The sequence below is a fragment of the Micromonospora sp. CA-269861 genome (assembly GCF_050948505.1).
Taxonomy (GTDB): Bacteria; Actinomycetota; Actinomycetes; order Mycobacteriales; family Micromonosporaceae; genus Micromonospora.
Window position 1 is genome coordinate 1,407,228 of record NZ_CP192014.1, and the last position, 13,019, is coordinate 1,420,246.

General features: G+C 71.8%; 13 protein-coding genes. 7 read left to right on the forward strand and 6 right to left on the reverse strand.

Annotated elements, in window-relative coordinates; genetic code table 11:
* Window positions 1-315: 315 nt before the first annotated feature.
* The gene (locus ACQP0U_RS06475) at window positions 316-1,158 is read right to left on the reverse strand and encodes an FAD:protein FMN transferase (protein WP_433316653.1); all 843 of its coding nucleotides are present in this window, start codon (window positions 1,156-1,158) and stop codon (window positions 316-318) included.
* 228 nt (window positions 1,159-1,386) lie between these two features.
* Here ACQP0U_RS06475 and ACQP0U_RS06480 point away from each other — a divergent pair, with 228 nt between their 5' ends.
* Window positions 1,387-2,418: a 3-isopropylmalate dehydrogenase gene (locus ACQP0U_RS06480; RefSeq protein WP_433316655.1), complete on the forward strand. Its 1,032-nt coding sequence runs from the start codon at window positions 1,387-1,389 to the stop codon at window positions 2,416-2,418.
* Window positions 2,419-2,580: 162 nt separating this feature from the next.
* Window positions 2,581-3,678 (forward strand): branched-chain amino acid aminotransferase, encoded by a 1,098-nt coding sequence (locus ACQP0U_RS06485; RefSeq protein ID WP_433316657.1) that lies wholly within the window; start codon window positions 2,581-2,583, stop codon window positions 3,676-3,678.
* A 51-nt stretch (window positions 3,679-3,729) separates the two neighbouring features.
* On the opposite strand, the gene ACQP0U_RS06490 is transcribed toward ACQP0U_RS06485, so the two are convergent.
* The 4 genes from ACQP0U_RS06490 to ACQP0U_RS06505 form a co-directional block, all read right to left on the reverse strand.
* Window positions 3,730-4,476 (reverse strand): tyrosine-protein phosphatase, encoded by a 747-nt coding sequence (locus ACQP0U_RS06490; protein WP_433316660.1) that lies wholly within the window; start codon window positions 4,474-4,476, stop codon window positions 3,730-3,732.
* A gap of 55 nt (window positions 4,477-4,531) precedes the next feature.
* The gene (locus ACQP0U_RS06495; RefSeq protein WP_433316662.1) at window positions 4,532-4,990 is read right to left on the reverse strand and encodes a PRC-barrel domain-containing protein; all 459 of its coding nucleotides are present in this window, start codon (window positions 4,988-4,990) and stop codon (window positions 4,532-4,534) included.
* 126 nt (window positions 4,991-5,116) lie between these two features.
* Window positions 5,117-5,647, reverse strand: a complete 531-nt coding sequence (locus ACQP0U_RS06500) for a carboxymuconolactone decarboxylase family protein (protein ID WP_433316664.1) — start codon at window positions 5,645-5,647, stop codon at window positions 5,117-5,119.
* A gap of 2 nt (window positions 5,648-5,649) precedes the next feature.
* Window positions 5,650-5,847, reverse strand: a complete 198-nt coding sequence (locus tag ACQP0U_RS06505) for a hypothetical protein (RefSeq protein WP_433316667.1) — start codon at window positions 5,845-5,847, stop codon at window positions 5,650-5,652.
* Between the two features lie 316 nt (window positions 5,848-6,163).
* On the opposite strand from ACQP0U_RS06505, the gene cimA reads away from it, so the two are divergent.
* On the forward strand, window positions 6,164-7,747 hold the full coding sequence (cimA, locus tag ACQP0U_RS06510) for a citramalate synthase (RefSeq protein WP_433316669.1): 1,584 nt from the start codon (window positions 6,164-6,166) through the stop codon (window positions 7,745-7,747).
* A 120-nt stretch (window positions 7,748-7,867) separates the two neighbouring features.
* On the opposite strand, the gene ACQP0U_RS06515 is transcribed toward cimA, so the two are convergent.
* Complete coding sequence (locus tag ACQP0U_RS06515; RefSeq protein WP_433320655.1) at window positions 7,868-8,806, reverse strand: endonuclease/exonuclease/phosphatase family protein; 939 nt, start codon at window positions 8,804-8,806, stop codon at window positions 7,868-7,870.
* Between the two features lie 406 nt (window positions 8,807-9,212).
* On the opposite strand from ACQP0U_RS06515, the gene ACQP0U_RS06520 reads away from it, so the two are divergent.
* The 4 genes from ACQP0U_RS06520 to ACQP0U_RS06535 all read left to right on the forward strand — a co-directional run bounded on the left by ACQP0U_RS06520 (window position 9,213) and on the right by ACQP0U_RS06535 (window position 13,000).
* Entirely contained in the window at window positions 9,213-9,719 is a 507-nt protein-coding gene (locus ACQP0U_RS06520; RefSeq protein ID WP_433316670.1) for a hypothetical protein, read from the forward strand.
* A 253-nt stretch (window positions 9,720-9,972) separates the two neighbouring features.
* Complete coding sequence (locus tag ACQP0U_RS06525; protein ID WP_433316672.1) at window positions 9,973-11,022, forward strand: AAA family ATPase; 1,050 nt, start codon at window positions 9,973-9,975, stop codon at window positions 11,020-11,022.
* Window positions 11,019-12,044, forward strand: coding sequence for a DUF58 domain-containing protein (locus ACQP0U_RS06530; RefSeq protein ID WP_433316675.1), 1,026 nt, complete (start codon window positions 11,019-11,021; stop codon window positions 12,042-12,044). Before ACQP0U_RS06525 ends, ACQP0U_RS06530 begins: the two co-directional genes overlap by 4 nt.
* Window positions 12,041-13,000 carry a VWA domain-containing protein gene (locus ACQP0U_RS06535; RefSeq protein WP_433316677.1) on the forward strand — a complete coding sequence of 320 codons (960 nt, stop codon included), beginning with the start codon at window positions 12,041-12,043 and terminating at the stop codon, window positions 12,998-13,000. Before ACQP0U_RS06530 ends, ACQP0U_RS06535 begins: the two co-directional genes overlap by 4 nt.
* Window positions 13,001-13,019 lie beyond the last annotated feature (19 nt).

A 13,019-nucleotide genomic window follows, 5' to 3' on the forward strand; every position in this document is an offset into this window, starting at 1 on the left:
ACTCTTGCGTCGAGTTGCGTCGATTCGCTAGCGTACGCACTGCGGTCACTGGCCGAGTTCGAGGCGCCGGCCCGTCTTCGGGTGGCGCGGTCGACGTCCGGCCCGACCGGTCCGCACCCCTCGATTGTGCGAGCCACGCGCACTCGTCGCTGACCGGCCCCCACGGTCGTTGCCGAGACTGTGGGGGCCGATCGCGGGCCCGACCGGCCGACAATCACCGGGAACCACTCACGGGTTCGCCGGCAGAAGGCGGCCGAGGTGCGAATCGGGCCGGAGCACCGCGGGGAGACGGCGCTCGGTGCAGCGACGTTCGGCTCAGCGACGGTGTGCGAAGAGCGCGCGATAGTCGGAGTTGCCACGGAACCACGCCAGGCCGGTAGGCCCGGCGGCGTAGAGCGCGGTGGCGTAGGCGTCGGCGATCGCCAGGTCGGGGCCCACGACGGTGGCGGCGACGAGGTGATCGGCCGGCTCGCCGGTGTGCGGGTCCACCACGTGCCCCTGCCGTCCGGTCACGCCGGAGGTGCCGACCGCGCCGGCGGTCATCTCCAGCACCAGCGGCGCGCGCTCGGGCGCGGTCGGGTGGTGCACAGCGACCCGCCAGGGGCCGCCGTGCGGCGCACGGCCGCGGACGACGAGGTCGGCGCCGGCGAGTACGGCGTAGTCGTGGATGCCGGCGGCACGCAGCCGCTCGGCGGCGCGTTCCACAGCCCATCCGCCGAGCAGCCCGCCCGGGTCGAAGCCGCCGGGCACCGCCCAGGCGTCGAACCACCCGTCGGTGGCGGCGCGCATCGCCGCGCAGCGGTCCACCAGATCGGCGAGCGGCGGGTACGAGTCCGGGCTGATCTCGCCCCGACGGAGCCGGGAGACCAGGCTCTCCGGTCGGTTGGGGCCGTAGGTGAGGTCGATGGCGCGTAGCTCGGCGACGCTGTCCCGCAGCGCCTCGCCCACGCCCCGGCGGCCGAGCCACTCGGGGGCGTTGAGCAGCAGGGTGTACTCGGCGGTCGCGGTGCGTACGGTGTGCTGCACAGCGATCCGGCCCTCGGTGGCGGCGGCCGGGTCGATCCGGTTCCGGCGGCTGCCGAGTCGAAGGTCCGGCCGGCGGTTGCGGAACGCGGACGGGTCCGGCCAGCGGGTCCGTGGCTGCTCGTCGATGCGCATCGCATCTGCCCCCTCGCACGTGGCGCCGCGTCAGCGCGACCCCATTGGTCAGCGGGCCCCCGCGACCCACTGAGCACTACGGTATGCAGCGGAGATGACCGCCCCATGAGTCCCAGCTGAGAGGGTGCTGTGCATTCCCGCATCCCAGATCGTGGACGCAGCGTACCGGGAGGCGGGACAGCGACGTACCGTTGCCCGAACGGAACCGTTGAGCAGAGGAGTGCGGTCGTGGCGCGGATCGCGGTGGTGGCCGGAGACGGCATCGGGCCCGAGGTGGTCGCGCAGGCCCGCAAGGTCCTCGACGCGGTGCTGCCCGGCGTGCAGGCCACCGAGTACGACCTCGGTGCCGCCCGCTGGCACCGTACCGGAGAGGTGCTGCCCGACTCGGTGCTGGCCGAGCTGGCAGGGCACGACGCGATCCTGCTCGGCGCGGTCGGTGACCCGACGGTTCCGCCGGGTGTGCTGGAGCGGGGGCTGCTGCTCAAGCTCCGCTTCGCCTTCGACCAGTACGTCAACCTGCGCCCGTCCCGGCTCTGGCCCGGGGTCGCCGGCCCGCTCGGCAACGTGAAGCCGGGCGAGGTCGACCTCGTGGTGGTGCGCGAGGGCACCGAGGGGCTCTACGCCGGTGCCGGCGGTTCCCTGCACCGGGACACCCCGGCCGAGGTCGCCACCGAGGAGAGCCTGAACACCCGGCACGGCGTGGAACGCGTGATCCGCGACGCGTTCGCCCGCGCCGGCCGCCGGGAGCGGCGCAAGGTCACCCTCGTGCACAAGACCAACGTGCTCACCCACGCCGGGTCGCTGTGGGCGCGCACGTTCGACGCGGTCGCCGCCGAGCACCCGGACGTCGCCACCGAGTACCAGCACGTCGACGCGGCGGCCATGTTCCTGGTCACCCAGCCGCAGCGCTACGACGTGGTGGTCACCGACAACCTCTTCGGTGACATCCTCACCGACATCGCCGCCGCCGTCACCGGAGGCATCGGGCTGGCAGCCAGCGGCTGCATCAACCCCGAGGGGGCGCACCCCTCGATGTTCGAGCCGGTGCACGGCTCGGCGCCGGACATCGCCGGTCAGGGCATCGCCGACCCGGTCGCCGCGGTGCTCTCCGCGGCGCTGCTGCTGGAGCAGCTCGGGCACGGCGAGTCCGCCGCCCGGGTCAACGCGGCGGTCGCGGCCGAGCTGGCGACCCGGGTTCCGGGCGTAACGCTGCGTACCGAAGAGGTCGGCGACCGCCTCGCCGCCCACGCCGTAGCCTGATCGTCTCAGCCCGAGTGGCGACCGGCCCGGCGTCGGTCTGCCCGGGCAGTCCGTCCCGCCCGACCGGCGCTACCCGCTGAACGACCGTTCGGGGTAAGTTTCTGGCACAGCCATGTTGGTGTGCGGTCCCGCATGCCGTTGTTCCGCAGGGAGGTCAGCGCGATGAGCGGTGGTGACAAGCTCGACTTCGAGATCCGTCCGAATGCCGCGCCGGTATCCGCCGCCGACCGGGCCGCCCTGCTGGCCAACCCCGGGTTCGGCCGCGTCTTCACCGACCACATGGTCACCGTCCGCTACGCCGACGGCAAGGGCTGGTACGACGCCCGGGTGGAGGCCCGTGGTCCGATCCCGATGGACCCGGCCAGCGCGGTGCTGCACTACGCGCAGGAGATCTTCGAGGGGCTCAAGGCGTACCGCACGGCCGACGGTGGCGTGACGATGTTCCGGCCGGACGCCAACGCGGCACGCTTCGCCACCTCCGCGCAGCGGATGGCGATGCCGGTGCTGCCGCCGGAGGTGTTCGTCGACTCGCTGCACAAGCTCATCGAGATCGACCGCGAGTGGATCCCCACCGGCGAGGACGGCAGCCTCTACCTGCGGCCGTTCATGTTCGCCAGCGAGGTCTTTCTCGGCGTCCGCCCGGCCAACGAATACCTCTACATGGTGATCGCCTCACCGGTCGGGGCGTACTTCACAGGTGGCGTCAAGCCGGTCACCGTCTGGGTCTCTCCGGACTACACCCGGGCCGCGCCCGGTGGCACCGGCGCCGCCAAGTGCGGCGGCAACTACGCCGCCTCGTTGGCGGCCCAGGCGGAGGCCATCGAGGCCGGCTGTGACCAGGTCGTGTTCCTGGACGCGGTGGAGCGCCGGTTCGTCGACGAGCTGGGCGGCATGAACGTCTTCTTCGTCTACGACGACGGCACGGTGGTCACCCCACCGTTGACCGGCACGATCCTGCCGGGCATCACGCGCGACGCCATCCTCGCGCTGGCCGGCGCGGCCGGGCACCAGGTCGAGGAGCGCCCGGTCAGCTTCGCCGACTGGCAGGCCGACGCCGCCAGCGGTCGCCTCCGCGAGGTGTTCGCCTGCGGCACCGCCGCGGTGGTCACCCCGATCGGTGGGGTCCGCTTCCCGGACGGCGAGTTCCTGATCGGTGGTGGCGAGCCCGGCCGGGTCACCATGGCCCTGCGTCAGCAACTGGTCGACATCCAGCGTGGCAAGGCGGCCGACCCGCACGGCTGGGTGCAGCGCGTCTTCTGACCTCCGTCGCGAGGTTGGCCCGTCCGAACGGACGGGCCAACCCCGCCGGGTTCAGGCCTCGTCGAGCAGGTGGTCGCGGAGCGCGGCGAGCTGCTCGTCGGTCACTCCGGCGTGGCGCAGGTACGCCTCGACCGAACCGTGGCCCTCGCGCAGCTCGTCCAGGAAGATCTGCATCGCCTCGGCCGGTGAGGCCAGGAACGGCGCCGGCACGTCCACACCGCCCGGCATGACGGAGGCCAGCCAGGCGCTGTACCGGGCCGACGCCACACTGCTCAGCGCGTAGTCAGCGGTGATGTTCGCGTCGTCGACCCCGAGCACGGCGAGGGTCAGCGCGCAGACGATGCCGGTGCGGTCCTTGCCGGCGACGCAGTGCACCACCACCGGGGCGTTGGCCGAGTCGGCGATCAGCCCGACCGCCTCGGCCAGGCCGGCGGTGCCGGTCTGGGCCAGGTCGGCGTACCGGTCGGCGAGGTATCGGGCCAGGCTCGCGCCCTCCTCGTGCGGCGTACCCGCCCAGTCGTCGTGCTCCGGGTGGATGTGCCGGTAGGTCAGCCCCTGGTACGCCGGCACCCGGCCGTCCCGCTCCACCTCGGTGGGGCGCCGTAGGTCGATGACGGTGCGGATCCCGATCGCGGCGAACGCGTCCCGGTCCTGCTCGGTGAGGCGGTGCAGCGAGTCGGAGCGGTAGAGCCGGCCTCGGCGTACGGACCGGTCGTCGTGGCCGACGTAGCCACCGACGTCGCGGAAGTTGAAGGTGGCGGGGAGCGAGAGCTGGCGGTTGTCCTCGGTGGCGTCCACGTTCACACGGTAACGGCCGGTGGGGCAGCGCCCCACCGGCCGTCGGGTCGAACAGTCAGCGTGCCGTGCCGGGCGGGAGCGCGCCGTACGTCTCGTCGTAGTAGCCACCCAGCTGATCCCGGTAGCTCGGGTCGCTGTGGCTGGTCTCGTCGTACTCCGGGGCGGCCTTGATCTGGTCCCGGGTCCGGTCGACGGAGACGGTGCGCTGGTCGTGGTCGACCTGGTTGACGGTTCCGGCCGGCAGCATCACCTTCTTGCCGAAGATCCAGGGCCCGGTGTCCACGACCAGGTAGCTGCCGCCCACCTCGTGGCTGGCGTCGTCGATTCTGCCGATGCCACCGTCGGTGGCTTCGACCTTGTAGCCGACCAGGTCAGCGTCGGCCACGCCGGCCTGGTCGCGGTAGCGCCAGGGGTCGAACGTGCCGGCCGGCGCGCCGCCGGGCACCGCGCCCTGGTCGCCGCCGCGCAGCGGGTCCGGCCCGGCGTGGGTGGCGTGCGGATCGATCCTGTCCATGCCGTTCACTCCTGACTGTCACCGATCACCTCATGTCTCCGCAGGAGCTACCCGGCCGCCGGGGGCCGGAAACGGTGCGAGGCCGACGTCGCGAGGTGCGGCATCGGCTGGTCGGCGCGTACGCGCTCAGGCCAGTGCGGCCTCGGCGTCCAGGGTGACCGCCGCGGCGTGCACCACGGCGGAGATCCGCAGGGCCTCGTGCAGCTGCTCAGGGGTGAAGCCGATGCCGCGCAGCTTCTTCTCGTGCAGATCCAGGCACACACCGCAGCCGGTGATGGCCGACACGGCGAGGCACCAGAGCTCGAAGTCGCCCTTGTCGACCCCCGGCCTCGCGATGATCTGCATCCGGAGTCGGGCCGGCATCGAGGCGTACAGCTCGTCGCCGATGAGGTGCTTGGCCCGGTAGTAGATGTTGTTCATCGCCATGATCGCCGCGGCGCCCTTGGCCGCCTCGACGCCCTCCGGCCCGAGGTGCCCGAGCGCCTCGTCCGCGATCTCCCGCAGCACCACCGGGTTGCGGGCGGTCACCGCACAGGCCAGCGCGGTGCCCCAGGTCTGCGTCGGGGTCAACGTCGAGGCGCCGATGGTCGAGCCCAGGTTGAGCCTGATGTCCTTGGCGTACTCCGGCAGGGCCGCCTTTATCGCGTCCAGGCCCATTGTCAGACCCCCGCGGCGGTGAGGATCTCGCCGGAGATCTCCGTCGGGCTGATGGAGGTGAAGCCCATCGGCCCGACGAAGACCAGACGCCACGTGCCCTCGTGGGACGTGTGGTTGATCGTCTTGGACGCGTTGTTGGCGCCCAGCGATACGCAGGCGGTGAGTCCGTGCTCAGGTAAGCGGTCACTGACGGTGAGCACGGGTCCTCCTTGCCGATGGCACGGTGGCCATCGTTGGATCGGTTCCAGATGTTTCCGCACGGCTGTTCCTGCCGATGGGCGGCCTGGTGGCTTGTGAAGCCGATCACGAGCGGCGGTTCGGATTGAACGAACCCTCAGTAACCATCCCGCTATGTGGATTGCTCCTCCCAAAAGCAGGGGAGGGGTGGCAGAGTGACGAGCGTGACCAGCACCGTCCTGATTATTGCGACCTAGCGCGCCGGCTCTCCCCTCTGCCGAGCGCGCAGACCTCCCGCATCCGCGGGAGGTCTTTTTGTTGCTCCGAGAAAGGATCCTGATGACGTTCCAGGTCTTCGACACCACGTTGCGCGACGGCGCCCAGCGCGAGGGGCTCACCTACTCGGTGGTCGACAAGCTGGCCGTGGCCCGGCTGCTCGACGAGTTCGGTGTCGGCTTCATCGAGGGCGGCTGGCCGGGCGCCGTCCCCAAGGACACCGAGTTCTTCCGCCGAGCCCGCACCGAGCTGGACCTTCGGCACGCCGTACTCGTCGCGTTCGGCGCCACCCGCAAGGCCGGGGTTGCGGTCGCGGACGACCCCCAGGTCCGCGCCCTGCTGGACGCGCAGACCCCGGCCGTGGCCCTGGTCGCCAAGGCCGACACCCGGCACGTCGAGCGCGCGCTGCGCACCACCGGCGCGGAGAACCTGGCGATGATCCACGACACCGTCGACCACCTCGTCCGCGAGGGCCGACGGGTCTTCGTCGACGGCGAACACTTCTTCGACGGCTACCGGCACGACCCCGCGTACGGCGCGGCGGTGGTGCAGACCGCGCTCGCCGCCGGCGCCGAGCGGATGGTGCTCTGCGACACCAACGGCGGCATGCTGCCGTCCCAGGTGACCGCCGTGATCCTCGACCTGACCGACAGGCTGGGAATCGACGCCGGGCTGCTCGGCATGCACGCCCAGAACGACACCTCCTGCGCGGTGGCCAACACCATCGCCGCGGTCGAGGCGGGCGTCCGCCACGTGCAGGGCACCGCCAACGGGTACGGCGAACGTCCAGGCAACGCCGACATCTTCGCGGTCGTCGCCAACCTCCAACTCAAGCTGGGCATGCCCGTCCTACCGGAGGGCTGCCTGGCGCAGATGGTGCGGGTCTCGCACGCCATCGCCGAGATCGCCAACATCGCCCCCGACACCCACCAGGCGTACGCCGGGGCCGCCGCCTTCGCCCACAAGGCGGGGCTGCACGCGAGCGCGATCAAGGTCGACCCGTTGCTCTACAACCACGTGGACCCGTCGGTGGTGGGCAACGACATGCGGATCCTGGTCACCGAGATGGCCGGTCGGGCCAGCGTCGAGCTCAAGAGTCGCGAGCTCGGCCTGGACCTGGCCGGCAGCCCGGACGCCCTGACCCGGGTCACCAAGCGGGTCAAGGAGTTGGAGGCGGGCGGCTGGTCCTTCGAGGCGGCCGATGCCTCCTTCGAGTTGCTGGTCCGCTCCGAGCTGCCGGAGGGCAGCCCGGCGCGACCGTTCACCCTGGAGTCGTACCGTGTGCTGGTCGAGCACCGCGAGGACGGCGCGGTGGTCTCCGAGGCCACCGTCAAGATCCGGGTTCGCGGTGAGCGGGTGATCGCCACCGCCGAGGGCAACGGCCCGGTCAACGCGCTCGACGAGGCGCTGCGGGTGGGTCTGACGCGGCACTACCCGCAGCTGCGCGACTTCGAGCTGGCCGACTACAAGGTGCGCATCCTGGAGGGCAGCCACGGCACCGGCGCGGTCACCCGGGTCCTGCTGGAAACCTCCGACGGCAGCGGCCGGGACTGGACCACGGTAGGCGTCCACCCGAACGTGGTGGAGGCCAGCTGGCACGCCCTGGTAGACGCCCTCACCTACGGCCTGGCCCCCACCCCCGTCTAACCCCTCTGCCCGACCCCCACCCCCACCCCCGCGATCTTGCACTTTGTGTCGACGGTATGCGGCAGTTGTCGCTGATGCCGGGACAGTAAGTGCAAGATCGACGGGGTGGGGTGGGGTGGGTTAGGGAGCGGGGAGGGTGAGGGTGGCTTGGACGGGGCGGTGGTCGCTGTTGGGTAGGGCGAGCACCTCTACCGAGCGGACCGCTATCCGGTGGTCGACGAGTACGTGGTCGATGGTGACGGGTGGGATGAGGTCGCCGTCGTACGGACCCCAGGTGCCGGTCAGGCCCTGCCCGGTGGCGTCGGCGGCGTCGACGTAACCGGTGCGCAGCAGTGCCCGCAGTGGACTGTGGTCGAGTGTCGCGTTGAAGTCCCCGGCGAGGATCCGTAGGCCACCGTCGGGGGTGGCGGGTGGTTGGGCGGTCAGGTCGGCACGCCAGGCACCCACCTGGTCCAGCGCGTACGGCGCCGACGGGTGGGCCGACTCGACGCGGACCGGGGGCCCGCCGGGGACGGACACCGTCGCGTACGCCTGGGTGAAGCCCCAGCCGTCGAGGTTGCGCCGGACGCCGACGTCGGTGATCGGCCACCGCGAGTAGAGCCCGGAGCCGGCGGTGCCGATCTCCGGGTTGAGCTGCCGGTGCGGCAGCAGCGTGTCGAGGCCGAGCTGGTCCAGGGCGGCCTGCGCGTCCGGCGTGAACTCCTGCACGGTGAGCACGTCCACCCGGTGTCGCCGGACCAGGTCCACAAGCGTCCGAGCGTCGCCGGCGCCGGCGAGCAGATTGGCGGTGAGCAGCCGCACGGTCGGCCCGGCCGCCGCCGGCTGCGGGCTGGCCAGCGCCCGAGGTGCGACGGTGCCGAGCAGCCCCACCGCCGCCAGGGCCGCGAGCGCCGCCGGCCACCAGCGCCGCAGGGCGAGCGCAAGGGTCAGGACCAGCACGCTGACGCCCGCGACGTACGGCGTGAAGGCGAGCGCCTGCACCAACGGCCCCCGGTCCAGGCCGAGCAGCCGGGCGGCCGCCCAGAGGGCTGTGGGTACGACGGCAAGCCAGCAGAGCACCGTGCCCAGCCGAGCCTTCCGGTGCGCGGGCGGAGCGTTCTGATGCGCGGGCGGAGCGTCGGCGATCACGAAGAGCATCCTAGTCGGGCCCCCCGAAGCCATTTCATGAATGGCGACGCGCTCACATTTCACAATTATCTGACGGTTGGTTGACACCCCGGAAAAGCGAGATCAACTATTGACTGACAGCTTTTTCCGGTGCTACGTTCCATCTGGCTTAAACGACGCAACTCTGAGTAGTAACCCCAGCTCAGAGGGGATGCGGATTGTTGGAAAACCAATCTCATCGGGTGTAAGTGAGTCAGCTTTCCCCGCCCAGTTGTCGTCGTACGCCTATTTATGGGCAGTCATCCGTCCCGCCCCGCGGGTCGGCCGAATTCGCACGGTCACACAAGGGGGACCTGTCATGAGCACATCCTTCCGACGTAAGGTGGCGGCGGTCACGTTCGCTGTCCTGGGGCTCAGTCTCGCCGGTGGGGGCATCGCTATCGCCCAGCCGTCGGCGAAGGCGCCGCAGGAAGCGGTCCAGCCGGCACGCGGCACGAACTCCCAGCCGCCGGTCAGCGCCGAGTCGGCACGCATCGCGAAAGCCGCGTTGAAGGCGAATGCGGCCACCCCACTGGTGGCCACCAACGTCTACACGGTCGTCAACTCCAACGGCACCAAGGCGCGCGGCGGCGGCACCGTGGTCAAGTACGGCGTCGGGGAGTACGAGGTGATCTTCGGTCACACCGTCTCGGCCGGCGCCTTCCTGGCGACCCTCTCCCTGTCCGGCTCCTGCTGCATTCCGCCGGGTGGCGAGGTCTCGGTCGCTCCGCGGCTGCTGACACCCAACGCGGTCTTCGTGCAGACCCGCAACTCGGCCGGGACGCCGGCCAACCTGGGCTTCACCCTGCTCACCCACACACCCTGATCCAACCGGCACCCGGCCCCCGTCGCCCACCGCGACGGGGGCCGGACCCCGTCCGCTCGGCGTACGCGCCCTCCTCGACCGGTTTGTGCCGGTCCAGCGCTCGGTGGCAGGTCACCTGCCGGTTGGGTACTCCTCGGCGGGCTCGCGATGCTCGTCACCCTTCCGCGCGGCTCATCCCCGTTCCGTCCACTCCGGGCCGGTCCGGGCCGCACAATCCGACGTTTGCCGGGCGTGTGCCCGGGAAGCAAGCACCGTGACGGACATCTCGGACACCCTGGCCAGCATGCCCAGCCCGGTCGATCCGGAGCCGACAGGCATCGAGCTGGAACAGACCCTCTTCGAGGTCAAACGCGTGATCGTCGGGCAGGATCGCCTCGTCGAACGCCTGCTCACCGCCCTGGTCGCCAACGGGCACTGCCTCCTGGAGGGGGTACCCGGCGTGGCCAAGACACTTGCCGCGCAGACCCTCGCGACGGTGGTCGGCGGCACCTTCTCCCGGATCCAGTTCACCCCGGACCTGGTGCCCTCCGACATCGTCGGCACCCGGATCTACCGGGCGTCCAAGGAAACCTTCGACATCGAGCTGGGCCCGATCATGGCCAACCTGGTGCTGGCCGACGAGATCAACCGGGCCCCGGCCAAGGTCCAGTCGGCGCTGCTGGAGGCGATGGCCGAACGGCAGGTCTCGATCGGCGGGCGGAGCTGGCCGGTCCCGGAGCCGTTCCTGGTGCTGGCCACCCAGAACCCGATCGAGTCGGAGGGGGTCTACCAGCTCCCGGAGGCGCAGCGCGACAGGTTCCTGATGAAGGTCGTGGTCGACTACCCCAGCGACGCCGACGAGTTGGCCATCCTCTACCGGATGAGCACCGACCGGCCGACCCCGCGCCGGGTGCTCGACGCGCAACGGCTGCGGGACCTCCAGATCCACGCCGAGCGGGTCTTCGTCCACCACGCGTTGGCCGAGTACGTGGTGCGGCTGATCCTCGCCACCCGCGACCCGGGCCGGTTCGGGCTGCCGGAGATCGCCCCGCTGTTGGCGTACGGGGCCAGCCCGCGGGCCACCCTGGGCCTGGTCGCGGCCGCCCGGGCACAGGCCCTGCTGCGGGGGCGGGAGTACGTGCTGCCCGAGGACATCCGGGAGCTGGCCGTCGACGTCCTCGCCCACCGGCTGGTGCTCTCCTTCGACGCGGTGGCCGACGGGGTGTCGGCCGAGAGCGTGGTGCGCCGGCTCATCGAGGCCGTGCCGCCGCCCCGACTGGCCACCGGACACCCGCAGCAGGCACCGGATCTGGCGGCGGCATGAGACGCGCGACCGTCGCGCCGGCCCGCACACCAGCCGACCCCGGCCTGGCCGAGCTGGCCCCGGACCAACGGCTGCGCCGCCTGGAGCTGACCGTCACACGCCGACTGAACGGCCTGCTGCACGGCCAGTACCGCGGACTGCTGCCCGGTCCGGGCAGTGAACCGTCCGGCAGTCGCGAGTACCGGCCGGGCGAGGACGAGGTCCGTCGAATGGACTGGGCCGTGACGGCCCGGACCGCCGTGCCGCACGTCCGGCAGGTCGACGCCGACCGGGAACTGACCACCTGGCTGCTCGTCGACGGCAGCGCCAGCATGGAGTTCGGCACCGCCGAGCTGGACAAACGGGAACTGGCGGTGGCCGCCGTCGCGGCGGTCGGCTTCCTGACCGCGGGCGTCGGCAACCGCCTCGGCGCCCAGGTGCTGCGCGCCGACGGGGTACGCCGCTTCCCGGCCCGCAGCGGGCGTACCCATCTGCTTGCTCTGCTCCGCGCGCTGCTCGCCGCCCCGCGTGCCACCGCGCCCACCGACCGCCCGGGGCGCGGGCCGACGGTCCGACCGCCCGACCTGGCGGACGGGCTCGACGCGCTGCACCGGATCGCCAACAGGCGTGGGCTGGTCGTGGTGGTCTCCGACTTCCTCGACGGCCTGCCCGACGAACCCGACCAGGCAGCGCCCTGGGAGCGGACCATGCGCCGGCTGGCCGTCCGGCACCAGGTGCTGGCGATCGAGGTGACCGACCCGCGTGAGCTGGAACTACCGGACGTCGGCCTGATCACGCTCGTCGACCCGGAGACCGGCCGGCACCGCGAGGTGTGCACATCGGACCGTGGGCTGCGCGAGCGGTACGCCGAGGCCGCGACCGCCCAGCGCGAACAGGTCCACCAGGCGCTGCGTCGCAGTGGGGCCACCCACCTGCCGCTGCGCACCGACGGGGACTGGAGCGCGGACATCGTCCGGCACGTGCACGCCCAGCGTCGGCTGGCCGCCGCGCCGGTCGGCCAACCCCGGGGAGGTGCCGCGTGATCTGGCAGTCACCGCTGCGTCTCTGGCTGCTGCTCGGCGTGCTCGCGCTGGTCGTCGCGTACCTGGTGATGCAGCGGCGACGCAGCCGGTACGCGGTCCGCTTCACCAACCTGCGGCTGCTGGACCGGGTGGCGCCGCAGCGGCCCGCCTGGCGTCGGCACGTACCGGCCGGGCTCTTCCTGGCCATGCTCGCGCTGCTCGTGGTCGGCTTCGCCCGCCCGAGCGCCGAGGTCCGGGTGCCCCGGGAACGGGCCACCGTGATGGTGGCGGTGGACGTCTCCACGTCGATGCTCGCCACCGACGTCGAACCGGACCGGTTGGCCGCGGCGAAGGAGGCTGCCCGCCGCTTCGTCGAGGGCCTGCCCGACGAGTTCAACGTGGGTCTCGTCGCGTTCGCCGGCAGCGCCGCCGTGCTGGTCCCCCCGGGCACCGACCGGGAGGCCCTCGACGAGGGGATCAATCGGCTCGCCGAGGGGATCACCGGCGTGCAGGGCACCGCGATCGGCGAGGCCATCAACACCTCGCTCGGCGCGGTCAAGAGTCTGGACAGCGAAGCCGCGAAGGAGACGCCACCCGCCCGGATCATCCTGCTCTCCGACGGCGCCAACACCTCCGGGATGGACCCGATGGAGGCGGCCGCGGAGGCGGTGACGGCGGAGGTGCCGGTGCACTCGATCTCGTTCGGCACGCCGTCCGGGTTCGTCGACCGGGGTGGACGGCCCATCCAGGTGCCGGTGGACGGGCAGACCCTCAAAGCGGTCGCCGAGGAGACCGGCGGAATGTTCCACGAGGCCAGCACCACCGACGAGCTGCGTGCCGTCTACGACGACATCGGCAGCTCGGTCGGCTACCGCACCGAGCGGCAGGACGTCTCGGCCCGGTTCATCGGCCTCGGACTGGTGTTCGCGATGGGTGCCGCCGCCGGCTCGATGCGCTGGTTCTCCCGGCTGCCCTGACCGCCGCGCACAACCGACG